Raw genomic sequence first — 25,488 nt, 5'->3', positions numbered from 1 at the left:
CTGGAAGGGAGTGGGGCCGTGACAGTTGCCCAGGCGATCCTGTTGGGGATCATTCAAGGAGTGACCGAATTTCTGCCCGTGAGTTCTTCGGGGCACCTTGTCCTGCTTTCTCGGCTTTTTGGCCTGCAGGAGCAGTCCATAGTCTTTGAGGTTACCGTGCATGTGGGGACGCTCCTGGCGGTGCTGGTGGTGTTCCAGGATGAGGTTAAGCTGCTCTTAGTGTCCCTGCTGAAGCTGGTGCGCAGCCCCAGAAGGGCCGGGGAGCTGGTGAAGCAGGATGCAGGCTGCCGCCTGCTGGTGGCTTTGGTGGTGGGCACCATCCCTGCGGTGGTTGTCGCCCTGCTGTTTAAGGAGCAGGTGGAAAGGCTCTTTGCCAGCAGTCTCTTTGCCGCCGTGATGCTCCTGGTCACCGGATGCATCTTGCATGCCGCGGATCGACGCCCCTCAGCGGCCGGGAAGCTGGAGCCATCCCTTCTGGATGCTTTCTTGATTGGCTGCGGCCAGGCGGCGGCTATTTTGCCGGGGCTTTCCCGGTCGGGGACGACCATTACCGTAGGCTTGTTTCGGGGCCTAGACCGGGAAAGGGCAGCCAGGTTTTCCTTTTTGCTGTCCGTCCCCGCGATTCTCGGCGCGTTGGTTCTGGCCCTGATGGATCTCTGGGCCGGGGCTGAACCCTTTAGCGCCGGAGTCTTGGTCGCCGGGCTTTTCTCCGCCGCGGTTACGGGCTATCTGGCCATCCGCTTTTTCCTAGCCCTCGTGCGCAGGGGTAAACTGGTCTGGTTTGCTTATTACACTTGGTTTGTGGGCGCTGTCATCATCGCAGTTCACATGCTGTAAACAAGGTTAACTCGATGGGGAGGAATACGGTTAGTAAGGTGGAAGTAATGGGAATTAGAGAGAATTTGGCAAGTGTACAAGCCCGCATCAGAGAGGCCGCCCTTAGATCGGGCCGTGCTGAGAGTGAAATCAGGCTGTTGGGCGTGACGAAATATGCCTCAGATGACGAAGTTCGGGAGCTGATGGCCGCGGGGCTGCTGCTCCTGGGTGAAAACAGGATGCAGAGTGCCCGCCGGCGTGTTGAGCTTTTCCCTGAGGCGGAGTGGCACTTCATCGGTTCTCTGCAGACCAACAAAGTGCGCTACTGCCGGCCCTTTGCCCTCATCCATTCCCTGGACCGGTGGCCCTTGGCGGAGGCGCTCAATGCCCGGGCAGAGAGGTGGGGGAAGCGTCAAGACGTGCTGATTCAAGTGAATGTTTCGGGGGAACAAACCAAGAGCGGCCTTACTCCGGAGGAGGTGCCGGGCTTTGCCCGGCGGGTGCTGCTGGAATGTCCCCAGCTCCATGTGCGGGGCCTGATGACCATGGCACCCCTTGCCCCGCCTGAAGAGGTGCGCCCGGTTTTCCGGGAAACCAGGCTCCTCTATGAGCGGCTCCAGAAGGAGCTGGGTGTCCAGTGGGACACTCTATCTATGGGCATGACGAATGATTTCGAGGTAGCCATCGAAGAGGGCGCCACATTGGTGAGGATTGGTTCGGCACTGTTTGCCAAGGAGGAGTAGAGATGAGCGATTTGATCCAGAAACTCAAAGTGTTCTTGGGTGTGACCGAGGCCTATGAGGAAGCGGAAGAGCTGGACGTAAAGGAGAGGGCCGCTACTGAAGATGTGGTGCCCCTGCGGCGGGAGCGGGCTAAGAAGCAGCCAGCGCAAACGCGCAGCAAGGGAACACCCACCTTAGTCAGCCTGTCGGGGGGGCAGACCACCGTGCAGAGCAGGATTTACATTTTGGAACCCAGGGACTTCGCCGATGTCAAGGAGTATGTTGCCTTCCTCAAGAGCAGAAGGTCCCTCATCCTCCGCCTGCACCAGTTGGATAAAAATGAGGCGCAGCGCATTGTGGACTTCATGAGTGGCGCCACCCATGCGCTGGATGGGAACATGCGGAAGCTGGGCGAGACCATCTTCTGCTTTACTCCTTCCTCGGTGGTGATCGAAGGGGATCTGGAAGCGGATTTTTTTGATTTGATCAACGGCGAAGGTGAGTGAGGGAGTTGCAGTTCATTCTCGTTCTCGACCTGCTGTTTGAGGTTTTCACCTGGATTTTGGTTGCCCGCTTTTTATTGAGCTGGATTCCTAATGTGAACTACTATCATCCCGTTGTCCGCTTTATCTACAGGGTGACTGATTTTGTGGTGCAGCCCTTCAGGGGCATTCTCCCCCCCGTGGGCGCCATTGATTTTTCACCGCTGATCATGTTCTTGGTGCTGCGTTTAGCCTATTCGCTGCTCCGCCGCATCCTGGTTATTCTCGTACTGCAGTGGGCCATGGGGGGTTGAAGTTAGTTGGACAAGGAACAACTCTTAGGGCATCTACGGGGTGAGGAAGAGCGCAGTCTGGGCAGCCATATTTTAGATCTGGCCCGCCTGGCCTGGGATACCAACCGTCCCCAGGTTACGGACTTTTACGACCCGTATGAACGCAAGGTGGCCCAGAGCGTGTTGGGACGCATCCCCGAGGTGGGCGTGCTGACCCAGGGCGGCTATAAAAGGGCGGAGCGGGCCAGGCTGGTCATCTATCCCCAGTTTTATCTTGTGGAGACCATCCCCTCCCACCTCAAGGTTCTGGAGGTCAAGGGCAACTTCTCCTTTGAACAGGTCTCCCACAGGGACTATCTCGGGTCCCTGCTGGCCACGGGCTTAAAGCGGAACAAAGTTGGGGATATCTTGGTCTTGCCCCAGGGCTGCCAGGTGATCGTGGCCGCGGAAATCGCCGATTACCTGCTCACCCACTGGAATCAGGTGCATAGGGTGCCCATCACTGTGCAGGAGATCGATGAAGAACAGCTGGCAGTGGAGCCCGAGCGCATCAAAGAAATCAAAGCCACCGTGGCTTCCCTGCGCCTGGACGCGGTGGCCGCGGAGGGGTTTGGCATGAGCCGCACCAAGATGGTGCGGGAGATTAAGGCGGAACGGGTGAAGCTCAACTGGCAGCCGGTGAGCAATCCGGCCCTGGCCGTGAAGGAAGGCGATGTCCTGTCCCTGCGGGGGCGGGGTAGGGTGGTGGTGGCCCAGGTTGTGGGTACCACGCGCAAAGGTAGGACCAGCGTTGTACTGCAGCGCTATTCTTAGGAGGTGGCGAAGATGCTGAAGCCCATGGACATCCATAACCTGGAGTTCAAGCGGGTGTTCAAAGGTTACGATCCGGAAGAAGTGGACGACTTTCTCGCCGATATCGTGGTCAAGTACGAGGAGGTATACCAGGAGAACCGCAAGCTCCGCCAGGAGTTGGAGGAACTGCGCCGGCAGCTGGAAAGCACCGGCGGCCGCGAGCAGGATGTGCTGGATCTTCTGGCTTCGGCCAAGCAGACCGTGCAGGAGATCAAGAGCATGGCCAATCGCGAAGCGGATAACGTGATCAGCCTGGCCCAGGCGGAGGCGGAGCGGATTATCAGTGAAGCCCGGCTGAAGGCCCAACAGATCCTGGCCGATTCCGAAGAGCGGCTGCACAGGGCCCAGCGCCTGGAGCGGCAGCTCCGGGAGCGGATCCGCTTGACCATGGAAAGCATCTGGAACTCCCTGACCGCAGAGGATGCGGAGGCAACCAGGCCCTATCGGGAGATCGCACCGGGATCGGCAGGTGGAGAGGAACGGGGCTGAGCTGGCTTGCTAAGGGCCGGCAGCAGCAGGGGACAACGACTTGAGGAAGGGAGATGGGCCAGTGACTCTAGGCTGCCCCTACGGCATCCACCGGGTGCTGGAGCCCAAGGGCGTGCTGCCCCAGGGTGCCCAGCGCCTGGATAACACCATGGAGATTTACGACAACGAGATTCTCGTGGATGTGGAAACCTTGAATATCGATTCCGCCAGTTTTACTCAAATCCGTGAGCAGGCCGGTGATAATGAGCGGCGTATGGCCGAGATCATGCTGCAGATCGTGGCGACCCGCGGCAAACACCATAATCCTGTGACGGGTTCTGGCGGAATGTTTATCGGTACGGTGCGGGCCATCGGCTCTGCCCTGCAGTCGCGGGACCTCAAGGTGGGCGATCGCATCGCTTCCCTGGTCTCCCTGACCCTGACGCCCTTGGTGATCAAGGAGATCAAGCGGATCCACAAAGATACGGCGCAAGTGGACATCGAAGGCCAGGCCATCTTGTTCGAAAGCGGGATCTACTCTGTCCTGCCGGAGGACCTGCCGGAGAAGGTGGCCCTGGCGGTGCTGGATGTGGCGGGTGCCCCGGCCCAGACTGCTAAGCTGGTGAAACCGGGGGACACGGTGCTGATCATCGGAGCGGGGGGCAAGTCTGGCTGCCTGTGCCTGCATGAAGCCAAAAAGCGGGCCGGGGTGTCCGGCCGGGTCGTAGCCATGGATAACGGCGAGGCGGCGGTGAGCCGCATCAAGGGCCTGGGCTTGGCGGATGTGGTGATCAATGTGGATGCGACGAAACCCATAGACTGCCTCCAGGCGCTGCAGCAAGAGATCGGGGCCCTCGCGGATCTGACCATCAACTGCGTGAACATTCCCAAGACAGAAATGGCGTCCATTCTGTGCACCCGGGATGGCGGCACGGTGTATTTTTTCAGCATGGCCACAAGTTTCACCGCCGCGGCTTTGGGCGCGGAAGGTGTGGGGAAAGACGTGACCATGCTTATCGGTAACGGGTATACCAAGAACCATGCCCAGATTGCCCTGGAGGTGTTGCGGGAGAATCCCCAGCTTCGCCAGCTGTTCTCCGAGCTCTACGCGTAATTCTTCGCCCTGGTGAGGAGGAATACCGGTGTTTTTGGCAGAAATATTAAAGAACCATTTCCGTTCCGTTGCGATTATTGGAATGGCGAAAAATACCGGTAAAACCTTCACGTTTAACCAGCTGCTGATGGAAGGGCAGAAGCGGGGTCTTAAGCTGGCCCTCACTTCCATCGGCCTGGACGGCGAGGAGCGGGACAGCCTCCTACGGCACAAAAAACCACCCATCACGGTCTTCCCCGGCATGATTGTGGCCACCGCCAAGCAGCTGCTCTTGGCGAGCAGGCTGGATTGCGAGATCTTGGGCACCACCGGGGCCTTCACGCCCCTGGGGGAGGTTGTGGTGGCTCGGGTGTTGAGCCAAGGCCGGATTGTGCTGGCCGGCCCGGGAACAGGCCACGAGCTGGCTTCCCTCAAGGAGCAGTTGGCCGCATTCGACTTGGATCTACTGCTGGTGGATGGCGCTGCGGACCGCCGTTCCCTTTCGGCGCCGCTGGTTACCGACACCGCTGTGCTGGCGGTGGGTGTGGAGGCGGCCTGGGAGCGGAGGCAGCTTCTGGCCAAGCTGCAGCATCTGCTCACGGTGCTCACCCTGCCAGGGCTTACAGACCTCGGCGCGCTGGAATGCTTCCAGGCCGCGCAGGGGGAAACCAAGCTGATGGTCCTTTCCGCTGCTGGGGCAGTGCACTCCCTTACCCGGACGGAGTTCGCTGCCAGCGATGCTTGCTTTTATGGATCTCAGCTGACAGAAGCAAAGTATGTATATGTACGTGGAATGCTGACCGATGCTGTGCTGACCAAGATCTTGGGCAGTGCGGCCAGGCCAGCTTCCTTTACCCTTGCGGCCTCTGATCCCACGGCTGTGTTTCTAGGACCAGGGAGCCTGCAAAGGTTGGCCGCCTCAGGGATAGAGCTGCGCGTTTTGCGCCCCCTGCACCTCAGCGCGGTTACGGTCAGCCCGTTTCACAGCAGGTACGGGTATGCCCATCCCCTGCGCCTGCTGGAGGATGTGGGACGGCTGGTCTATCCCGTGCCCTGTTTTGACCTGCGCTTGGGGCTGCGCTATGTACCGGATAAGGAGGAGATCGATGCAGTTCCTGGATGCTGAAACCAGGCGCGAGCTTGATTTTGATGCTGTATGGCAGCGCATCCGCCCTGTGTCGCCCCTGGGCCAGGCCGCCAAGCGCCAGGCGGAGGCCTTCCTCCCGCACCAGGCGGCGCAGCTGGAGGAGAGCCTGCTCCGCTTGGAGCAGGCCGCGGACTGCCTGCGGAGGCAGCCTCAGGGGGCCGATGATCTCGCCTATTTCCTCAGCAACCTGCGGGATATCTCAGCCCTCGTGGACCGGGCAGGGCAGGGGGAGGTTCTGGACGACACCGAGCTCTATGAGGTAAAAAAACTGCTGCTGCTTGCCGCCGATATCCAGGGTGAACTGGAGCGGCTGCAGTGGAGTTTCCTGCTGCCGGAGCCCCTGGATCCCTGTACCGGCCTGAAGGCAGAGCTCAGCCGGGGCCAGGGCAGCAAGACCAGCTTTTATATCGCCGACGCCTATGACCAGGAGCTCGCGGCCCTACGGCGGGCGCGCCTCAGCCTGGAAGAGCGCCTAACCCAGCTGCGCTCCGGGGTGGAGGAAAAGGTAAGGCGCTTTGCTGGGCGCGGCCTATCCATGGATGATGAGATTAGCGTGAGCCCCAGTGACACCCAGCTCGTGGGGGCCCTTTCCGCCGTGGAGGGGCTGGTCAAGGTTCAGACCTCCCCCGAGGCCATCACCTTCCGCCTGCTGGAAGGGGAAGAGCTGGCCGAGCTCCGCCGGGAGCTGGGGGAACTTCGGGAAAGGGAAGAGGCCCTCAAGGCCCGGGTCAGGCAGCGCCTGAGCCGGCTGGTGGGTGCTTACGCGCCCCAGCTGCTCAGAATCTTGAAAATGTTGGGATTCTTAGATTTTTTGCTGGCTAAGGCCAGATTCTGTCTGGAGATCCGGGGAGTGCGGCCCAAGTTGTGCGCTGCGCCTCGCTTGGCTATCCAGCAGGGACGCCATCTTCTGGTGGAGGAAGAAGTGCAGGGAGACGGCGGCGTCTACTGCCCCCTTTCCCTGGAGCTCGGTCCGGGTGTCACGCTCCTGACGGGGCCCAACATGGGGGGTAAGACGGTGAGTTTGCAGACCATCGGCCTGCTCACCGCCATGGCCCAGTACGGTTTGTTGGTGCCGGCCCAGGCCATGGAGTTCCAGCCCCGGAGGTTCATCCGGGTGCATCTGGCCTCCAGCCAGAGGGGGCAGGGACTGAGCAAGTTCGCTGGGGAAATGGCCTTTGTGCGGGAGGTGATCGCCCACAGCCAAGACCCGGGGCTGATCCTCCTGGATGAACTGGCCCACGGCACCAATCCCGCGGAAGGGGCTGCGGTGGCCCAGGCGGTGGTGGAAAGGCTGCGGGGAGAGCCGGCCATGACGGTGATTACCACCCATTTCCCCTCCTTGGTCAGCCTGGAGGGCGTCTGCCATTACCGGGTGCGGGGTCTTAGGAGGAATCTGCTCCAGGAACAAGGGCAGCTGCTCGCTGCCCAGGGCTCGGCTGCGCTGCGGCGGCTCATGGATTATTCGCTGGAGCGGGCCGCCCCGGGCCAGTTCGGGCAGAGCGATGCGGTCTTGGTGGCGGAAGCCATGGGGCTGGAACCAGAGATCATCGCGCGAGCTAAGGCACTTCAGAGGAGTGACAGTCATGGTTAATCAGCTTTTACAGATAGACCAGAAGCAGGTGGAAAGGGCGCGGCAGCTGGCGGTGCAGATTGCCCGGGATATCCAGCGGGAGATTGACGAGGTTACCACCGTGAGCATAGAACGCACTGTGGCACGGCTTTTCGGGATTGATGGTACCAACAGCGAGGGCGTCCCCCTGCCCAATGTGGTGGTGGACCAGGTGGCGGCAGCCGGCAAGCTCCACCGCGGCATTGCCTTTTGGCTGGCCAACGCGGTGGCGGCCCTGGGCAAAACGCCGCAGGAGGTGGCGGAGGCATGTGCCGGGGATCTCTCCTTGTGTTCCCTGGAGATCCAACCGCCTGCCCGGGTGGAGCAGGTTTTGGCTGAGTACACCCAAAGGGCCCTGGAGGCCATTGCCCGACAGCGGCAGACCCGGGAGGAACTTAAAGCTAGGTTGGGTACGGGCCCGGAGCCTTTGAAATACGTGATCGTGGCCAGCGGTAACATCTTTGAGGATGTGAAACAGGCCCAGGCCGCGGCCAGACACGGCGCAGACATCATCGCCGTGATCCGCACCACGGCCCAGAGCCTCCTGGATTATGTTCCCTACGGCACCACCACCGAGGGCTTCGGCGGTACCTATGCCACCCAGGCCAATTTCCGCCTCATGCGGCAGGCCCTGGATGAAGTAGGCGAGGAGCTGGGCCGCTACATCCAGCTGGTTAACTACTGCTCGGGCCTGTGCATGCCTGAAATCGCCGCCATGGGAGCCCTGGAGCGGCTGGATATGATGCTGAACGATGCCATGTACGGCATTCTCTTTAGGGATATCAATATGGATCGCACTTTTGCCGATCAGCACTTTTCCCGCATGATCAACGCCTATGCCGGGATCATTATCAACACCGGAGAAGACAACTACCTCACCACCGCGGATGCCTATGAGCAGGCCCATACTGTTTTGGCGTCCAACTTCATCAACGAACGGCTGGCCCTCCAGGCAGGGCTGCGCCCCTGGCAGCTGGGCTTAGGGCACGCCTTTGAGCTCGATCCCAAGCTGCCCAACGGGTTCCTTTACGAACTGGCCATGGCCCAAACTGTCCGCCAGATTTTCCCCGCATCGCCGCTGAAGTACATGCCTCCCACCAAGTACATGACTGGAGATATCTTCATGGGCCATGTGCAGAACGCCATGTTCAACTTAGCCTCGGTCCTCACCGGCCAGAGCATCCACCTTCTGGGCATGCTCACCGAGGCCATCCATACCCCCTACCTCAGCGACCGCATCCTCAGTCTGGAGAACGCCAAGTATGTGATGGAAAATGCCCGGGACCTGGGCAGGGAAATCACCTTCAAGCCCGATGGCCTGATCCAAAAAAGGTCGGAGGAGATCGTGGCAAAGACCGTGGCGTTTTTGGAGGAGATTGCCCAGCTGGGCCTGAAGCGTGCCATCAGCCAGGGGTATTTCGCCGACATTAAGCGCCCGCCCGCAGGGGGCAAAGGCCGTGAGGGAGTGGTGCGCAAAGGTATAGACTACGTGAATCCCTTTATGGAGCGGCTCGGGCGTGAACTGGGCCTGCAGGCAGCGGAAGGGGGGAAGCGGTCATGAGGGAGCAGCTGATCAGGCCCTATGGAGATACCTGGAATGATGGAAGAGTGCAGCTCAGTTTTACCCTGCCTCTGCCCGCCGGGGCCCAGGCCCAGGAGGCGGCTCGCCGGCTGGCCTCCCAGATGGGCTTGGATGATGTGCAGATCGTGCACAGCAAAGATCTGCGCGACTTCACGTTCTTTATCGTTTACGGCAGCTGCCGCCACAGCGTGGACCTCACCACCCTGCCGGCAGTGCCGGCGGCGGAACCGCCCATGGATTTTGAGGAGATCAACGCCTTCATTGCAGAGAAAATCGGGCGGAAAGTGGTGGTGGTGGGCGCCTGTACAGGCACCGACGCCCATACGGTGGGCTTGGACGCCATTATGAACATGAAGGGCTACAAGGGCGAATACGGCTTGGAGCGTTATCCCATGTTCGAGACCTACAACTTAGGCAGCCAGATCCCCAACGAGATGCTCCTGCAGAAGGCGGTGGAGGTTCAGGCCGATGCGGTTTTGGTGTCGCAGGTGGTCACCCAGAGGAATGTGCACATCCAAAACCTCACGGAACTGGTGGAACTGGCGGAGGCGGAAGGACTAAGGCCCAAGCTGATCATGGTGGTTGGCGGCCCCCGCATCGATCGGATTCTCGCCGCTGAGCTCGGGTTCGATGCCGGTTTCGGGCCGGGAACCACCGCCCGGGATGTGGCAGGTTTTTTGGCTAAAGAAGTAGCACGGAGGCTGGAAAGGGGTGAATAGGATGCTGGAGAGTGTCCTGCGAGTTAGGGTCAGCGCAGCCCAGGCCCATTATGGCGGAGGGTTGGTGGACGGTGCCTTCGTCCTTCAGCTCTTTGGCGATGCCGCAACGGAGCTGCTGATCCGCCACGACGGCGATGAGGGGCTCTTCCTCACCTACAGCGAAGTGATGTTTAGGGCACCGGTCTACGCCGGGGACTTCCTCGAGGTGCGGGCCCGGCTCACCGAAGTGGGTAATACCTCGCGCAAAATGGAGTTTCAGGCGGTAAAGCAGATCACCCGCCCCCAGGAGAGCGGGCTGGCTCCGTCCGCCATGGATGTGCTGGAAGAGCCAATTTTGGTCGCAGAGGCCAAGGGCGTGTGCGTTGTGCCGAAAGAGAGACAGAGGAGGGGATAGCCGTTGACCAAACTGATCATCACCGCCGCCCTCACAGGAGCAGAAGTAACCCGCGAGCAGCAGCCCAATCTGCCCATCACACCGGAAGAGATCGCCCAGGCGGCTCTGGAAGCCTACGAGGCGGGAGCAGCCGTCGTCCACGTCCACGCCCGGCTGGCCGATGGAACCCCCACCCAGGATCGGGAGGTGTACCGGGAGATCCAGCGTTTGGTGGCGGAGGCCTGCCCGGTGATCTTCCAGCCCTCCACCGGTGGGGCGGTGTGGCACAGCGCCCAGGAGCGCCTGCAGCCCCTGGAGCTCAATCCGGAAATGGCCACTTTGACCACGGGGACCTGCAATTTCGGGTCTGACATCTTCGCCAATCCCCAGGGTTTCGTGGAAGAGGCGGCCCGCATGATGCAGGAACGGGGCATCAAGCCGGAGTTTGAGGTCTTTGAGGCCGGGATGATCGATAACGCACTGCGCCTGGTGAAGCAGGGCCTCGTGGAGGAGCCGCTCCATTTCAACTTCGTTTTGGGAGTCCCTGGTGCCATGGCGGGCACCGTGCGCAATCTGGTTTTCCTGGTGGATGCTCTGCCCCCGGGTGCCACCTGGACAGTATCGGGGATAGGGCGCTTTGAGACGCCCCTGGCCGCGGTGGCCATCGCCATGGGCGGACATGTGCGGGTGGGCTTTGAGGACAACATCTACTACCGCAAGGGGGAGCTGGCCACGAGCACAGGGCAGCTGGTGGCCAGGGTCGTGCGCCTCGCGCGGGAACTGGGGCGGGAAGTGGCCAGCCCCGATGAAGCCAGGCAGATCTTGGGACTGCCTCTGAAAACATAACATAGTGCAAAAAGGGAGGGAAAACATGCCCGAGATTTTATCAGTGCCAGAAGCTGTGGCGAAGGTTAAAGACGGCAGCACCGTGATGATCGGAGGTTTTCTAACCTGCGGTGCGCCCCTGAACCTCATCGCCGAACTTGCCCGGAGGGGCGTGCGCGATTTGACACTGATTGCCAACGATACGGGCGTGCAGGGTAACGGCATTGGCATGCTGATCAGTGCCGATGCGGTTGCCAATCTGATCACCAGCCACATCGGGACCAATCCGGAAACGGGACGGCGCATGATCGAAGGGCGTCTTCAGGTGGAGCTGGTTCCCCAGGGTACCTTGGTGGAGCGCATCCGCTGTGGCGGAGCGGGCCTGGGCGGGGTGCTCACACCCACCGGGGTGGGGACGATTGTGGCCGAGGGCAAGCAGGAGTTTGTGATTGAGGGCCGGACTTATCTTTTAGAGACGCCGCTGCATGCGGATGTTGCACTCATCAAAGCCTGGAAGGCCGACCGCAAGGGTAATTTGATCTACCGCAAGAGCGCCCGGAACTTCAATCCCATTATGGCCATGGCCGCGGAGCTGGTCATCGCCGAGGTGGAAGAAATCCTGGAAGTGGGGGAACTTGACCCGGACCAGGTGGTCACCCCCGGTATCTTCGTGGATATTCTGACAAAGGGGGTGAGCAGCGGTGACTGAGGAACAGAAAAGAGTCATCATTGCTCAGCGGATTGCCCAGGAGCTCTCCCATGGCGATGTGGTCAATTTGGGCATTGGGCTGCCCACCATGGTGGCTCAGTACATACCTCCGGGGATCGAAGTCATTCTGCAGTCGGAAAACGGGCTGCTGGGCTTGGGACCTGATCCCGCCCCGGGCCAGGAGGATCTGGATCTGGTCAACGCGGGGGGTAAACCTGTGACCATTGCGCCGGGTGGCTGCTTTTTCGACAGCGCCATGTCCTTTGCCATCATCCGGGGCGGCCATGTGGATGTGACCGTGCTGGGTGCCCTGGAGGTAGATGCCTGGGGGAATCTGGCCAACTGGATGGTGCCCGGTAAGCTGGTCCCTGGTATGGGCGGGGCCATGGATCTGGTTGTGGGGGCTAAAAAGGTGATCGTGGGCACCAGCCACACCACCAAGGACGGCCAGCCCAAACTGCTGAAGGAGTGCCGCCTGCCCCTCACAGCCGCGGGGGAAGTGGATCTGATCGTGACCGAGCTGGGGGTGCTTCGCCCCAATCGGGGTACGATGATGCTCCTGGAGAAGAACCCCAATTTCACGGTGGACCAGATTCGAGAACTGACGGAAGCTCCCCTGGAGATTTCCCCGGAGCTTAAGGAGATGGTCCTGACAGTTTGAGTTTAAGTGCTAAGGAGGTTTGGCGTTGAGTGCGGTGAAAAAAGAAAGCCTAAAGCAGGAGCCTTGGCTCAGGTGGGGCGTCAGCGAAGCAGAGTGGAACGATTGGCACTGGCAGGTGCGCAATCGCATCCAGACTGTGGAGGAACTGGAAAAGGTTGTGCCCTTAACCGCGGCGGAGAAGGCTGATATCACTAAGGTACTGGAGATCTTCCGGATGGGGATCACGCCCTACTATGCCTCACTGATGGACCCCACTGATCCCAACTGCCCCATCCGCAAGCAAGCCATACCCACCATCTACGAGACCTATGCCAGCAGAGCAGATATGCGGGACCCCCTCAGCGAGGAGGAGGATTCGCCGGTACCGGGCTTAACCCACCGCTATCCCGATCGGGTGCTGTTTCTGATCACGGACCAGTGTTCCATGTACTGCCGCCACTGCACCCGGCGCCGCTTTGCCGGACAGAGGGATGCCGGTGTGAGCTGGGAGTTGATCGAGCAGGGCATTGAGTACATCAAAAACACGCCGCAGGTTCGGGATGTGCTCCTCTCCGGTGGAGATGCCCTGCTCATGGCGGATCAGCGGCTGGAGGAGATCATCAAGCGTCTGCGGGCCATCCCCCATGTGGAAATCATCCGCATCGGCACCCGCACGCCGGTGGTGATGCCCCAGCGGATCACCGGCGATCTGGTCAAGATGCTGAAGAAGTACCACCCCATCTGGCTGAATACCCACTTCAACCATCCCAAAGAGATCACAGCCGCTTCCAGGGCAGCCTGCGAAAGGATCGCGGACGCCGGTATCCCCGTGGGCAACCAGAGCGTCCTCTTGCGGGGCGTGAACGACAATCCCGAAATCATGAAAAGGCTCGTTTTGGAGCTGGTGAAAATCCGCGTCCGTCCTTACTACATCTACCAGTGCGACCTGTCCATGGGCATCGAGCATTTCCGGACCAAAGTCTCCAAGGGTCTAGAGATCATGGAGGCGCTCCGGGGCCATATCTCAGGTTACGCGGTGCCCACTTACGTGATTGATGTTCCCGGCGGCGGCGGCAAAACGCCCGTAATGCCCCAGTACTTGATCAGCATGTCCCCAACCAAGGTGGTGCTGCGCAACTACGAAGGGGTGATTGCCACCTACGTGGAGCCGCAGTACATCGACGAAGGCTGGCAGTCTGAAGGGGAGCAGGCGGGCAGGTCCCGGGGCGTGGCGGGGCTCTTGGAGTCCATGGAGGAGCGGGCGATCGAGCCGGCCCACTTGGAAAGGCGCCGCCGGAAGCAGAAGCCCAGCACCTGAGGCGGGGCGAGGAAAGAGGAATGCAAAGGAGGATGAACATGCGCGAAGTGGTCATTGTCAAGGCACTGCGCACGGCCATCGGCAGTTTCGGAGGCACCCTGAAGGACCTCACTGCTCCGCAGCTGGCTGCAGTGGTGATAAGGCGGATCCTGGAAGAGACGAACCTGCCGCCGGAAGAGATCGATGAGGTCATCTTAGGGAATGTCCTGCAGGCGGCTGCGGGCCAGAACCCCGCCCGTCAGGCGGCCATGGAGGCGGGCATCCCGGAGACTGTTCCAGCATACACCATCAACAAGGTGTGCGGCTCGGGCCTAAAGGCTGTGGGCCTGGCGGCTCAAGCCATCCGGGCCGGTGATGGAGATGTCTTCGTGGTGGGCGGTATGGAGAGCATGAGCACTGCGCCCTATGCGGTGCCGAAAGCGCGCTGGGGAGCCCGTATGGGCCATGAACAGCTGACGGACACCATGATCAAGGACGGCCTCTGGTGCGCGTTCACAGATACCCACATGGGTATCACGGCGGAAAACATCGCGGAGCGCTGGCAGATCAGCCGGGCTGAGCAGGACGAGTTTGCCGCGGCCAGCCAGGAAAAATGCCAGCAAGCCCTGGCGGAAGGCCGCTTCCAAGCTGAGATCGTGCCGGTGGTCATTCCCCAGCGCCGGGGCGATCCCATCGTGTTTGAGCGGGATGAGTATCCCCGGGAGGGGGTTACGGTGGAGTCCCTGTCCCGGCTGCGCCCGGCGTTTAAGCCAGATGGCACCGTGACCGCGGGCAACGCCTCTGGGATCAACGACGGCGCCGCGGCTCTCTTGGTCATGTCCCGGGAAAAGGCGGAAAGCCTCGGCCTAAAACCCTTGGCCCAGGTGAAAAGCTACGCTTCTTCCGCGCTGGATCCCGGGATTATGGGTTTGGGCCCTGTGGAAGCCACCCGCAGGGCACTGGCCAAATGCGACTGGCAGATTGACGATTTGGATCTGATTGAGGCCAATGAAGCCTTTGCCGTCCAGTCCATCGCGGTCATGAGGGAGCTGGGTCTGGACCCGGCCAAGGTCAACGTCAACGGCGGAGCCATTGCCCTGGGCCACCCCATTGGCGCGAGCGGCGCTCGGATCCTGGTGACGCTGCTGCACGCCATGGAACAGCGGGGGGCCCAAAAGGGGTTGGCTACCCTGTGCATCGGCGGCGGACAGGGTTATGCCGTGACTGTGGAGCGCCTGTAGCTTTGTGGGGAGGTGACCAGTGTGCGGACTATAGGAGTGATTGGCGCGGGAACCATGGGCAGCGGAATTGCTGAAGTGGCGGCAGCGGTGGGACAGGTTGTGCTCCTGGATGTGGATCGGGAAAGGGCAGAGGCGGGGCTCAAAGCCATAGAAAAACGCCTCGCCCGCCAGGTGGAAAGGGGGCGCCTGGAGGCCGAGGAAAAAGCTGAGCTCTTGGCCAGGATCCAAGTGGCCGATGAGCTCCAGGCGCTGAAGGCTGCAGAGGTTGTGGTGGAAGCAGCCTCGGAGAATCTAGAGCTAAAACAGGAGCTTTTCCGCAAGTTGGCTGAGATCTGTTCCCCCGAGTGTATCTTGGGCACCAATACCTCGGCCTTGAGTGTCACCGCCATTGCCGCTGTGACCAGGGAACCGCAGCGGGTGGTGGGCATCCACTTCTTCAATCCGGTGCCCCGGATGGAGCTGGTGGAACTGGTGCGCACGCCCTTTACGTCCCCGGAGTGCCTGGAAAGGAGCAAGGAGTTTGCCAAGGCCCTGGGCAAGACTCCCGTGGTGGTGGAGGAAGCCCCTGGCTTTATCGTCAACCGCCTGCTTCTGCCCATGATCAACGAGGCCATCTTCCTCTTGGGGGAGGGCGTGGCTTCAGCTGAGGATATTGACACCGCTATGCGCTTGGGGGCGAATCACCCCATGGGGCCCTTGGCCCTGGCAGACCTCATCGGTTTGGACATCTGCTTGGCCATCATGGAAACGCTCCAGGCGGAACTGGGTGAGGATAAATACCGTCCCGCGCCCCTCCTGCGCAAGTTGGTGCGCGCCGGGAAGCTGGGGCGCAAAACCGGCAGCGGCTTTTACAGCTACGACTAAAGGCCAGGGGGGAACAAGGTGCATTTGGAGTGTTTTCAGCTTACCCTGAGCGGGAAGGCAGGCCTCTTGGAGCTGGCCCGGCCAGAGAAGCTCAATGTCCTGGATGAACAGGCCCTGGATGAACTGGAAGACCTCCTTAACCACCTCCAAGGGGAGGGGGTAAAGGCGGTGGTCCTGACAGGACAGGGCCGAGCCTTTGCCGCGGGGGCGGATGTGAAGGCCATGGCGGAGATGGATCCGGAAGCGGCCAGAGCCTTTTCCCTGAAGGGAAACCGGATTTTCCAGCAGATGGAAGACCATCCCGCCGTCTTCATCGCCGCGATCAACGGCTACGCCCTGGGCGGGGGCCTGGAGCTGGCCTTGGCCTGCGATCTGCGCCTGGCTTCCAGTAAGGCAGTGTTCGCCCAGCCCGAGATTGGTCTGGGCATCATCCCCGGTTTTGGGGGCACCCAGCGGCTGCCCCGCTTGATCGGCCCTACCCGGGCCAAGGAATGGATTTTTTCCGGGAGGCGCTATACAGCCCAGGAAGCGCTGGACGCCGGTTTAGTCCTGGAAGTGCTGGAGCCGGAGGAGCTTCTGCCTCGGGCCCAGGCCTTGGCCCAAGAACTGGCAGCTAAGTCTGGTCCCATCCTGGCTTTGGCTAAGCGGGCCGTAAACGCCTCGGTGGGGCTCAAAGCAGCCAGCGGCCAAGGCGAGGCGGAGCTTTTCGGGGAGTGCTTCACCCATGAAGATGCCCGGGAAGGACTGCAGGCCTTTTTGGAAAAGCGCACCCCGGTTTTTCAAGACAAGTAAAATGGTACTGAAGGAGGGCGGGAGAAGCTATCTCCCGCCCCCGATCGGTGTTGACTTCTCGGTGCTGGTTGGGTATAATATCGACAATATTGGAAAAGACGATGAACGGGAGAGTACTAGCTGGGAGTGGCTGCAGAGAGTCCGGGCAGGTGCGAGCGGATGCCAGGAACAGCTAAGGAAGATCACCCGGGAGTTGCCAGCTGAACCTCGAAGTAGGCTGAGCCGGTGGTACCGTTATACCCGCAGAGTGAAGGCGCTTGGTGTACCGGCGTCTTAACTAGGGTGGTACCGCGGTCATTTCCGTCCCTTTCCGGGGCGGTTTTTTTATGGTACAGGGGAGGAGTAGTTATGGAAAAAGGATCGGCATATCAACACACGTTACAGCTGCCTGTGACAGACTTTCCTATGCGGGGGAATCTGCCCCAGCGGGAACCTGCCATGCTGGAGAAGTGGGACGCTGAGGATTATTACGGCCAGCTGCAGGAGCTGGGCAGGGCCCAGAACAGGCCCACGTTCATTCTGCACGATGGCCCTCCGTACGCCAACGGTAACATCCATATCGGCACGGCGCTGAATAAAGTGCTGAAGGATATCGTCATTCGCTCCCGCTCTTTGGCCGGCTATCAGTGCCCCTATGTTCCCGGCTGGGACACCCACGGCTTGCCCATTGAGCTGCATGTGGTCAGGGCCCTGGGGAAAAAGCGGGAAGGGATGTCCGTCTCTGAGTTTCGGAAGCACTGCGCCGCCTATGCCCTGGAGCAGATCGATAACCAGCGCAGCCAGTTTAGGCGCCTGGGGGTCTGGGGAGAGTGGGCCGACCCCTACATCACCATGCATCCCCACTATGAGGCCACCCAGATCCGCTTGTTCGGGGACATGGTGGAAAAGGGTTATGTCTACAAAGCCAAAAAGCCTGTGTACTGGTGCGCAGACTGCCAGACTGCCCTGGCCGAGGCGGAGATTGAGTATCACGACCACCGCTCCCCCAGCATCTATGTGCGTTTCCCGGTGCGGGATGGCAGGGGTCTTCTCCCTGAAGAAGATACCTACATCGTGATCTGGACCACCACGCCCTGGACCATACCGGCGAACTTAGCCATTGCCCTGCATCCCCAATTTGAATACGTCTTGGTGCAGACCGAGCGGGGAAAGCTGCTCATGGCCAAAGAACTGGCCAAGGGCGTCCTGGAGGAGCTGGGCCTGGAAGCCCAGGCAGTGGTGGGCGAGTTTAAGGGTGTAGAGCTGGAGGGCGTTGTGTGCCGCCATCCCCTCTTGGAGCGGGATTCCCTGGTCATCCTGGGCGGTCATGTGACCTTGGAAGCCGGTACCGGCTGTGTGCATACGGCGCCGGGGCACGGCCACGAAGACTACCTGGTTGGGTTGGAATATGATCTGCCCGTACTCTCGCCGGTGGATGCCGAGGGACGGTTTACGGAAGAGGCGGGGCCCTACGCCGGCTTAACGCTGGACGAGGGCAACCGGGCGGTCACCGGTGATCTGGAGCGCTCAGGGGACCTTTTGAAACTGGATTTTGTGGATCACGCCTATCCCCACTGCTGGCGCTGTAAGGAACCGGTGATCTACCGTGCTACTGATCAGTGGTTCATCTCCATCGAGCAGTTCCGGGAGGCCATGCTCCAGGCCATTGACGGAGTCCAGTGGATTCCCAGTTGGGGCATTGACCGCATCAGAGGCATGGTAGCCGAGCGCGGCGATTGGTGCATCTCCCGGCAGAGGGTTTGGGGTGTGCCCATCCCCGTCTTTTACTGTGCCTGTGGAGAGACCATTGCCTCCCGGGAGACTGTGGACCATGTGGCGGAGATCTTCAGCCAAGAGGGCTCCAACGCCTGGTTTGAGAAGTCCGCCCAGGAGCTTCTGCCTCCGGGCTTTACCTGCCCGGCCTGCGGCGGCACCAGCTTCGAAAAAGAGACGGATACCATGGATGTGTGGTTTGACTCCGGCGTCTCCCACTGGGCGGTGCTCACTTCCAGGGACGGGCTGTCCTGGCCCGCTGACCTCTATTTAGAGGGCAGCGATCAGCACCGGGGCTGGTTCCAGTCCTCCCTGTCTGTGGCGGTGGCCACCAAGGGCCAGGCTCCCTACCGGTCTGTGCTCACCCACGGTATGGTGGTGGATGGGGAAGGGTATAAGATGTCCAAGTCCTTGGGCAACGTCATTGCTCCGGAAGAAGTCTGGGAGCAGTACGGCGCAGATATTTTGCGGCTGTGGGTTTCCTCCGCCGATTTCCGGGGCGATATCCGCATCTCCCCAGATATCCTCAAACAGCTGTCCGATGTCTACCGGCGGATCCGCAACACCGCCCGCTTTATCCTGGGCAACCTGCACGATTTCGACCCGGCGGTACACAGCGTTCCCTACGGGGAGATGGAAGAGCTTGATCGCTGGGCATTGATGCAGCTGTCCAAGCTCAGCAAGAGAGTGCGGAAGGCCTATGCCGCTTACGATTTCCACATCGTGTACCACGCTGTGCACCAGTTCTGTGCGGTGGATCTGGGCGGGTTCTACCTCGATGTGCTGAAGGATCGCCTTTACTGCGATGCTCCGGACAGCAGGGAGCGCCGCTCCGCGCAGACGGCCTTCCTGGCCATCATCAAGGAACTGGCCCAGCTCATCGCCCCGATCCTGGTCTTTACTGCCGAAGAGATCTGGGGCTACCTGCCCGAACAGGTGCGGCCGGAGAAGAGCGTGCATTTTTCCACCTGGCAGGAGCTGCCCGCCGAGTACTGGGATGAAGAGCTGGAACGCCGCTGGGACGAGTTCCTGGAGATCAGGCGCATCGTGGCCAAGGGTTTGGAGCTGGCCCGCACCGCTAAGGTGATTGGCGGAGCCAACGAAGCCCGCTTGGTGCTCTACGCGGACCAGGCCAAAAGGGATGTCCTTGAGGCCTTTGCCCCGGACCTGCGCCTGCTGTTCATCGTTTCCCAGGTGGAAGTGAAGCCTTGGGAAGAGGCGGGGCAGACCCTCTACAGCGAACCGGGACTGGCGGTGGATGTGTTCCGGGCGGAAGGCGAAAAATGCCAGCGCTGCTGGAAGTACTTCGCCGAGCTCAGTTCGGATCCGGAGCATCCCGGCATCTGCCGGCGCTGCCTAGAGGTGGTCCAAGGCTAACAGGCTGTATGTTGACCCCCATCCGTAGGGAATACGGATGGGGGTTTTGCATACTCTAAGGGCGAAAGGGTGGATGAAGTGGGAGAGAGGATCAGTCCAGGTTTGATTCAGACACTCCTGACCAGATTGGAGCACCTGGCCCTAGCCTTGGAAAAGGCAAGCATAGCCGAGTACATCGAGCTTTACCGCAAGCCCCGGCGCCTGCTCTACCTCAATTTCCTGGCGGGCATCGCCCGGGGATTCGGACTGGCCATAGGCTTTACGGTGGTGGGCGCTTTCTTCCTTTATGGATTGGGTAAACTGGCTTCCTGGAATCTGCCTGTGGTGGGGGAGTTCATCGCCGAAATCACCCGCATCGTCCAAAACGAACTGGCCCGGAGGCATTAGGTATGATCAACCAAGGACGTTTACAGGAACTGCAGAAACTGCTGGAACAAGAAAAGGAAGAGCTGCTGGCGGTGGTGGAGCGGCTCACCGGACCTGGGGGTCTGGAGACACCCGCGGATGAGGCGGATCGGGAACTTTCCGCCTATGACAACCATCCCGCCGACTACGGCTCCCAGATGTACGAGCGCAGTAAGGACCTGGGTTTGCTCCAGGCCGCTCGCAAACAGCTCGCGGAGGTCGCCGAGGCTCAAGAGGCCATACGCAAGGGAAGTTACGGGATCTGCCAAAGCTGCGGCCAGCCCATTCCCGAGGAGCGGCTTCTGGCCCTGCCCCGGACTGTCCTTTGCGTGCAGTGCAAGAAGGAGCGGGAAACGGAGGAACAAACGGCGCGCCCCGTGGAGGAGGAAGCGCTGCGCAGGCCCCCCGAGGCTGGTTTGCGGGGGAGGTTGGATTACGCCTTTGACCGCGATGCGGCCTGGGAAGAGGTGGCTGAATTCGGCACCTCCAGCAGCAGGCAGGGAATTCCTTCCCAGATACAGAATAATATCGGCAGAGAATAGGGGAAGGGGCTTTAGCCGTTGAGTTATGCACTTGCGGCGGGCTTGATTCTGCTCGCTGACCGAGTTTCTAAACATTTGGTTATGGCCAACATGCACGATGGGGAAAGCATTCCCATCATTCCACCCATCTTCTACCTCACCTATGTGCAGAATCGGGGGGCGGCCTTCGGGCTTTTTCAGGGGAGAGTGGCTGTGCTTTCCCTCGTTGCCCTGGTCTGCCTGTCCTTGGTCTTGATGCACTGGAAGAAGCTGAAAGCGAAAAGCGCCTTTGTGCGCTGGGGCGTGGTGATCAGCGTTGTGGGGGCTTTGGGCAATCTCTTGGATCGGCTGCGCTGGGGAGCGGTGATTGATTTTTTGGACATCCGCATCTTCGTGTTCAACGTGGCCGATGTGGCCATTGTGCTGGGTGTAGCCCTGCTGTTTTGGGAGGTTTTGGTTCATGACCCCCAAACCCGCTGAAAGGCGCGTGTTGACCGTAACTGAAGACTCGGGCGGCCGTTTGGATGTGTACCTCAGTGAGCGCCTGGAGCTCAGCCGCTCCCAGGTGAAGCGTTTGATCGACGACGGGCTGGTGCTGGTGAATGAAGCATTGGTGAAGGCGGGCTACAAACTCCGCGCGGGCGATGAGATCCGGGTAACCCTACCAATGGAGCCGGAGCCCAGTTTGGAGCCGCAGCCGATACCCCTGGAGATCATCTATGAAGATGAGGAACTCGCGGTGATCAACAAGCCCAAGGGTCTAGTGGTGCATCCCGGCGCGGGCAATGTCAGCGAGACGCTGGTCCACGCTCTGCTCTACCACTTTGCTGATCTGGCGGAAGGGGGCGGTCCCGAACGGCCGGGCCTAGTGCATAGGCTGGACAAAGACACCAGCGGGCTTTTGGTGGTGGCCAAGACAGACCGCTGCCACGCCCACCTGGCCCACCTGCTCAAGAACCGTTTGATGGACAAGCACTACCTGGCTTTGGTCCACGGCGCGGTGCGGGAGGATGAAGGCCTGATCGACAAGCCCATTGGGCGCCATCCGAAAAACCGCAAGAAAATGGCGGTGGTGGAAACGGGCCGCCCGGCCCAGACGGTGTTCACTGTCCAGGAGCGGTTTAGGAAATACACTCTGCTGAGATTGGAGCTGATCACCGGGCGTACGCACCAGATCCGGGTGCATCTAGCCAGCATCCACCATCCCATCGTGGGGGATCCGGTCTATGGTTACAAATCAGGCAACTTGGGTGCCAAGAGCCAATTGCTCCATGCCTGCTACCTGGCCTTTCAGCACCCCGACGGCCAGCTTCTGGAGTTCAGCTCGGACCCGGGACCCGAGTTTTGGGAGATTGTGGCCAAGGCGCGACAAATTGATTGACAAGCCCTGTTTCTTGGTGTAGAGTGGAGAAAAAGCTTAGTTCCTTTAAGCGAGCACAGAGAGGCTGGCAAGGAAGGGATACGGAAGTAGGCTGCTTCTTGCCCGCGGACTGTGCGTGGAAGCAGCATTTTTTTATGGGGAGGTGAGAGTATTCTCCGGGAAAAAGCCCAGATTCTCGACGGGGAACAAATCAGGCGGGCCTTAACCAGGATCGGCCACGAAATTGTGGAGCGCAATCGCGGCACCGACGGAGTGCTTTTGGTGGGCATCCGCACCAGAGGGGTTCCCCTGGCCCAGCGGCTGGCCAAGGTGATTGAGCGGATTGAGGGCGTACAAGTGCCGGTAGGCGTTTTGGATATCACCCTTTACCGCGATGACCTCAGCTCCGTGGCGGAACAGCCCATCGTCAGCCACACTTCCATGCCGGTGAGCGTGGAGGGCAGGACTGTGGTGCTGGTGGATGATGTGCTGTTTACCGGCAGGACTGCCCGGGCAGCCCTGGATGCCATCATGGACCTGGGCCGTCCGGCCAGGGTGCAGCTGGCGGTCTTGGTTGACCGGGGCCACCGAGAGTTGCCCATCAGGGCCGACTATGTGGGCAAGAACGTGCCCACCTCCGCTAAGGAAGTGATCGCGGTGCGGCTCAGGGAAACGGATCAAGATGAACGTGTGCTGATTTTGGAGAGAGACTAACCTTTAAGCAAGTCCAGTGAGACTTAAAAGGAGGAGTTTAACTAATGAAAACGGTAGTTGGGCAGCGGCAGTTGGGTGTGGGGCAGCATCTGGCCCTAGGCTTTCAGCATTTGTTCGCCATGTTTGGCGCTACAGTTCTGGTTCCCCTGTTGACAGGTTTTGATCCGGCTGTGGCGTTATTTACCTCCGGCAGCGGTACACTGCTATTCATCCTCATTACCCAGGGCAAAGTACCGGCCTACTTAGGCTCATCCTTTGCCTTTATCGCGCCCATCATCAGCATCGCTTCCATCTGGGGCCCCCAATACGCCCTGGGCGGGGGAGTGGCAGTGGGATTGGTGTACGCAGTGGTGGCCCTACTTGTAGCCCGCATCGGGACGGATTGGATTGATAGGGTGCTGCCTCCAGTTGTTATCGGCTCAGTGATCATGGTGATCGGTCTTGGTCTGGCGGGCACTGCGGTGGAGATGGCGGGCCTTACCGGCGGCGGGTCTCTGGCCAATCCTGATGTACGCGTTGCTCTTTTCACTATCATCGTGACGGTGCTGGGTACCATGTTCTTCAAAGGCTTTTTCGCTGTGGTTCCCATCCTCATCGGCATCATCGCTGGCTACATCTTTGCCCTGCTCAACGGCGTGGTGGATTTCAGCCCCGTGGTGGAAGCGGCCTGGATCGGCCTGCCCAAGTTCATGGTGCCCAAGTTCAACTGGGCGGCCATCGCCATGGTCCTGCCCGTGTCGTTGGTGACCATTACCGAGCACCTAGGCGATGTGCTGGTACTGAGTAGGATCACCGGTAAACAGTTCTACAAAGACCCGGGTCTGCACCGCACCCTTCTGGGAGATGGGTTAGCTACAACCTGGGCTGGCTTGGTGGGCGGCCCGCCCAACACCACCTACGGGGAGAATGTGGGCGTTCTGGCCATCACAGGTGTGCACCAGGTTTCGGTTATCGCTGTCGCGGCGGGGCTGGCTGTGGCCATGTCCTTCATCCAGAAGTTCGGTGCCCTAATTTCCACCATTCCCTCTGCCGTCATGGGCGGAGTATCAGTGGTCCTGTTTGGCGTGATTGCCGCTTCGGGCATGAGAACCCTGGTGGAAGCGGGTATTGACTACGGCGACAAGCGTAATCTGATCATCTCTTCCGTCATTTTGGTGCTGGGTATCGGCGGAGCTCAGCTGGGCTTGGGCGAGGTCAAACTGCACGGCATGGCCCTGGCTGCAGTGGTGGGTATCATCCTCAACCTGGTCCTGCCCAAGAACGGAACCAGCGGAGCGAAAAACTGAGGCTGGAAAAGGCAAAGAGGAGCAGAGCTGCTCCTCTTTTTCGCGTAAACCGGGAAAACGGGGCCGCGGACTTGCCCAGCGGTGGTCCAATACTAGCGTTTCATTGTGGTTGTGGTTGGTCAGCCAAAGGGGGACGCGAGGGCTTAGCCGAATTTTCCGCTTTCCAGTCTACGGTTCAGCCGTCTCCCTTTGGTTCGCTGAGCTGGGTCCTCACCCTCGCTTGTAGTTTGGAGCGGGATGGGGGAAATTATACGCGCGGGAAAATAAGTTTTCGTACCTTGGGCGAAGCGGATGCGGGCCTGTGGATCCTTGACAGGAGCGGTCAAAGGTGATAAGATTTTAATGGCTGAGGCGGCATAGCCAAGTGGTAAGGCAGGGCTCTGCAAAAGCCCCATCCCCAGTTCGAATCTGGGTGCCGCCTCCACTTTAATGCAGTGAGGAAAAGGGGGGTAACTGGTTCGTGGCCAAAGCAAAAAGAGGTAAGAACGTTAAAGGTCCAGGCTGGAGAGGGACTTGCCCCTCGTGTGGAAAGACCGGAGTGAAGCTGCTTTGGGAAAAAGGGGATCTCAAAGTATGCAAGGCCTGCGGTAAATAACTCAGCAAGAAATGGCACACCGTGAGAGCGGCTGGGCCGTTTTTTTTTCTTACGCAAAGAGACCCCGCCTGCTGCGGGGTCTCTGCCTGTCTTACCTGGAGTAAAACTCTACGATTTCTGCTTCGTTGATGTCTTGGTTCAGTTCTTCTCTCTTGGGCAGCCGTACGTAGGTTCCTGTGCGGGAATTCTCATCGTAGCTCAGGTACTCTGGCACGCTGGGGCGTACCGAAAGAGCTTCCTCCACAACCTGCAGGTTGCGGCTCTTTTCCCGCAATCCGATCACATCGCCCACATTCACATGGTAGCTGGGGATATCAACTTTCTTCCCATTGACGGTGATGTGGCCGTGGGTGACCAGCTGCCGGGCTCCCCTTCTGGTGCGGGCAAACCCCAGGCGGTACACGAGATTATCCAACCGGGATTCCAGAAGAATCATGAAGTTCTCACCGGTAATGCCCGGCATCTTGGCGGCTTTGCCGAAGAGGTTGCTAAACTGCTTTTCGCTCAAGCCATACAGGAAGCGCAGTTTCTGCTTTTCCTGGAGCTGCCGCCCGTAGTTGCTCTGTTTGCGGCGGCCTTGACCATGCTGCCCAGGTGGATATGGGCGCTTGCGGAGCTCTTTCCCTGTTTCGCTTAGGGAAAAGCCCAAACGTCGACTTACCTTCCACGTTGGTCCTGTGTAACGTGACATTTACTTTTCTCTCTCCTCGTACAGTAATTCTAGTTGCCAAAGCAGCCGCGCCTTGTCAATGTTTCCCTCACTAGGATACCACATTTGTTCGGATTTGCAAGGGTAATTTAGCTGGAGAACAATGCAGAAATGCAACTCTAAATGAAACGGATTTTCGCTCGTCTTCTCTCTGACTCAACGAAGGGTTTCTGTTCCTCGCTCGGCTTGGTTTATCCTGCTCGTGCCAGACTTTCCACCGCTTCCCATGCAGATATGCCGTTTAG

27 protein-coding genes, 1 tRNA gene and 1 other annotated feature are annotated in these 25,488 nt (G+C 60.0%); of the genes, 27 read left to right on the top strand and 1 reads right to left on the bottom strand.

All coding sequences use genetic code 11. The annotated features are described in order from the left end of the window. The first annotated feature begins 18 nt into the window (after positions 1-18). The 27 genes from ACE4YL_RS12690 (at position 19) to ACE4YL_RS12560 (ending at position 24,363) form a co-directional block, all read left to right on the top strand. A complete protein-coding gene (locus ACE4YL_RS12690; protein ID WP_461359243.1) occupies positions 19-837 on the top strand; it encodes an undecaprenyl-diphosphate phosphatase in 819 nt (272 codons plus the stop codon). A 47-nt stretch (positions 838-884) separates the two neighbouring features. Continuing rightward, positions 885-1,559: a YggS family pyridoxal phosphate-dependent enzyme gene (locus ACE4YL_RS12685; protein WP_461365096.1), complete on the top strand. Its 675-nt coding sequence runs from the start codon at positions 885-887 to the stop codon at positions 1,557-1,559. Positions 1,560-1,561: 2 nt separating this feature from the next. Further along, on the top strand, positions 1,562-2,044 hold the full coding sequence (locus ACE4YL_RS12680; RefSeq protein WP_461359241.1) for a cell division protein SepF: 483 nt from the start codon (positions 1,562-1,564) through the stop codon (positions 2,042-2,044). A 5-nt stretch (positions 2,045-2,049) separates the two neighbouring features. Further along, positions 2,050-2,334 (top strand): YggT family protein, encoded by a 285-nt coding sequence (locus tag ACE4YL_RS12675; protein ID WP_461359240.1) that lies wholly within the window; start codon positions 2,050-2,052, stop codon positions 2,332-2,334. Positions 2,335-2,340: 6 nt separating this feature from the next. Continuing rightward, a complete protein-coding gene (locus ACE4YL_RS12670) occupies positions 2,341-3,126 on the top strand; it encodes a photosystem II S4 domain protein (RefSeq protein ID WP_461359239.1) in 786 nt (261 codons plus the stop codon). 12 nt (positions 3,127-3,138) lie between these two features. Continuing rightward, positions 3,139-3,654: a DivIVA domain-containing protein gene (locus ACE4YL_RS12665; protein ID WP_461359904.1), complete on the top strand. Its 516-nt coding sequence runs from the start codon at positions 3,139-3,141 to the stop codon at positions 3,652-3,654. 61 nt (positions 3,655-3,715) lie between these two features. Beyond that, positions 3,716-4,747, top strand: coding sequence for an L-erythro-3,5-diaminohexanoate dehydrogenase (kdd, locus tag ACE4YL_RS12660; RefSeq protein ID WP_461359245.1), 1,032 nt, complete (start codon positions 3,716-3,718; stop codon positions 4,745-4,747). Positions 4,748-4,775: 28 nt separating this feature from the next. Further along, on the top strand, positions 4,776-5,852 hold the full coding sequence (kamB, locus tag ACE4YL_RS12655; RefSeq protein WP_461359905.1) for a lysine 5,6-aminomutase reactivase subunit KamB: 1,077 nt from the start codon (positions 4,776-4,778) through the stop codon (positions 5,850-5,852). Beyond that, entirely contained in the window at positions 5,833-7,464 is a 1,632-nt protein-coding gene (gene kamC, locus ACE4YL_RS12650; protein WP_461359906.1) for a lysine 5,6-aminomutase reactivase ATPase KamC, read from the top strand. The genes kamB and kamC overlap by 20 nt, the downstream gene beginning before the upstream one ends. Continuing rightward, positions 7,457-9,043, top strand: coding sequence for a lysine 5,6-aminomutase subunit alpha (gene kamD / locus ACE4YL_RS12645; RefSeq protein ID WP_461359235.1), 1,587 nt, complete (start codon positions 7,457-7,459; stop codon positions 9,041-9,043). The genes kamC and kamD overlap by 8 nt, the downstream gene beginning before the upstream one ends. Beyond that, complete coding sequence (gene kamE, locus ACE4YL_RS12640; protein WP_461359234.1) at positions 9,040-9,783, top strand: lysine 5,6-aminomutase subunit beta; 744 nt, start codon at positions 9,040-9,042, stop codon at positions 9,781-9,783. The genes kamD and kamE overlap by 4 nt, the downstream gene beginning before the upstream one ends. Position 9,784: 1 nt before the next feature. Next, positions 9,785-10,177 (top strand): 3-aminobutyryl-CoA ammonia lyase, encoded by a 393-nt coding sequence (gene kal, locus ACE4YL_RS12635; RefSeq protein ID WP_461359233.1) that lies wholly within the window; start codon positions 9,785-9,787, stop codon positions 10,175-10,177. A 3-nt stretch (positions 10,178-10,180) separates the two neighbouring features. Then, a complete protein-coding gene (gene kce / locus ACE4YL_RS12630) occupies positions 10,181-11,002 on the top strand; it encodes a 3-keto-5-aminohexanoate cleavage enzyme (RefSeq protein ID WP_461360056.1) in 822 nt (273 codons plus the stop codon). 25 nt (positions 11,003-11,027) lie between these two features. Beyond that, on the top strand, positions 11,028-11,690 hold the full coding sequence (locus ACE4YL_RS12625; protein WP_461359024.1) for a CoA transferase subunit A: 663 nt from the start codon (positions 11,028-11,030) through the stop codon (positions 11,688-11,690). Then, positions 11,683-12,351: a 3-oxoacid CoA-transferase subunit B gene (locus ACE4YL_RS12620; RefSeq protein WP_461359023.1), complete on the top strand. Its 669-nt coding sequence runs from the start codon at positions 11,683-11,685 to the stop codon at positions 12,349-12,351. Before ACE4YL_RS12625 ends, ACE4YL_RS12620 begins: the two co-directional genes overlap by 8 nt. Before the next feature lie 25 nt (positions 12,352-12,376). Further along, the gene (gene kamA / locus ACE4YL_RS12615; protein WP_461367126.1) at positions 12,377-13,648 is read left to right on the top strand and encodes a lysine 2,3-aminomutase; all 1,272 of its coding nucleotides are present in this window, start codon (positions 12,377-12,379) and stop codon (positions 13,646-13,648) included. A 38-nt stretch (positions 13,649-13,686) separates the two neighbouring features. Next, positions 13,687-14,868: an acetyl-CoA C-acetyltransferase gene (locus tag ACE4YL_RS12610; RefSeq protein ID WP_461359021.1), complete on the top strand. Its 1,182-nt coding sequence runs from the start codon at positions 13,687-13,689 to the stop codon at positions 14,866-14,868. Positions 14,869-14,889: 21 nt separating this feature from the next. Further along, positions 14,890-15,732, top strand: a complete 843-nt coding sequence (locus ACE4YL_RS12605; protein WP_461359020.1) for a 3-hydroxyacyl-CoA dehydrogenase family protein — start codon at positions 14,890-14,892, stop codon at positions 15,730-15,732. Positions 15,733-15,750: 18 nt separating this feature from the next. After that, a complete protein-coding gene (locus ACE4YL_RS12600; protein WP_461360058.1) occupies positions 15,751-16,524 on the top strand; it encodes an enoyl-CoA hydratase/isomerase family protein in 774 nt (257 codons plus the stop codon). Between the two features lie 92 nt (positions 16,525-16,616). After that, positions 16,617-16,835: a binding site (T-box leader), on the top strand. A gap of 37 nt (positions 16,836-16,872) precedes the next feature. Then, positions 16,873-19,653 (top strand): isoleucine--tRNA ligase, encoded by a 2,781-nt coding sequence (ileS, locus tag ACE4YL_RS12595; RefSeq protein WP_461360059.1) that lies wholly within the window; start codon positions 16,873-16,875, stop codon positions 19,651-19,653. A 69-nt stretch (positions 19,654-19,722) separates the two neighbouring features. Continuing rightward, positions 19,723-20,040 (top strand): DUF5665 domain-containing protein, encoded by a 318-nt coding sequence (locus ACE4YL_RS12590; RefSeq protein ID WP_461359527.1) that lies wholly within the window; start codon positions 19,723-19,725, stop codon positions 20,038-20,040. A 2-nt stretch (positions 20,041-20,042) separates the two neighbouring features. Then, on the top strand, positions 20,043-20,600 hold the full coding sequence (locus tag ACE4YL_RS12585) for a TraR/DksA C4-type zinc finger protein (RefSeq protein ID WP_461359528.1): 558 nt from the start codon (positions 20,043-20,045) through the stop codon (positions 20,598-20,600). A gap of 18 nt (positions 20,601-20,618) precedes the next feature. Then, positions 20,619-21,059 carry a signal peptidase II gene (gene lspA / locus ACE4YL_RS12580; protein WP_461359529.1) on the top strand — a complete coding sequence of 147 codons (441 nt, stop codon included), beginning with the start codon at positions 20,619-20,621 and terminating at the stop codon, positions 21,057-21,059. Then, the gene (locus ACE4YL_RS12575; RefSeq protein WP_461359530.1) at positions 21,040-21,960 is read left to right on the top strand and encodes an RluA family pseudouridine synthase; all 921 of its coding nucleotides are present in this window, start codon (positions 21,040-21,042) and stop codon (positions 21,958-21,960) included. The genes lspA and ACE4YL_RS12575 overlap by 20 nt, the downstream gene beginning before the upstream one ends. Positions 21,961-22,071: 111 nt before the next feature. Further along, the gene (gene pyrR / locus ACE4YL_RS12570) at positions 22,072-22,653 is read left to right on the top strand and encodes a bifunctional pyr operon transcriptional regulator/uracil phosphoribosyltransferase PyrR (protein WP_461359531.1); all 582 of its coding nucleotides are present in this window, start codon (positions 22,072-22,074) and stop codon (positions 22,651-22,653) included. 44 nt (positions 22,654-22,697) lie between these two features. After that, complete coding sequence (locus ACE4YL_RS12565) at positions 22,698-23,939, top strand: solute carrier family 23 protein (protein ID WP_461359532.1); 1,242 nt, start codon at positions 22,698-22,700, stop codon at positions 23,937-23,939. 350 nt (positions 23,940-24,289) lie between these two features. Next, a tRNA-Cys gene (locus ACE4YL_RS12560) sits at positions 24,290-24,363 on the top strand. Between the two features lie 262 nt (positions 24,364-24,625). Here ACE4YL_RS12560 and rpsD read toward each other — a convergent pair. Beyond that, the gene (gene rpsD / locus ACE4YL_RS12555; protein WP_461359912.1) at positions 24,626-25,225 is read right to left on the bottom strand and encodes a 30S ribosomal protein S4; all 600 of its coding nucleotides are present in this window, start codon (positions 25,223-25,225) and stop codon (positions 24,626-24,628) included. Between the last annotated feature and the right edge of the window lie 263 nt (positions 25,226-25,488).

The sequence above is a fragment of the Candidatus Darwinibacter acetoxidans genome, from assembly GCF_041936445.1.
Taxonomy (GTDB): Bacteria; Bacillota; Limnochordia; order Darwinibacteriales; family Darwinibacteriaceae; genus DTU010.
The sequence above is the reverse complement of the archived record's forward strand: the minus strand, read 5'-3'. Positions and strand labels throughout refer to the sequence as shown.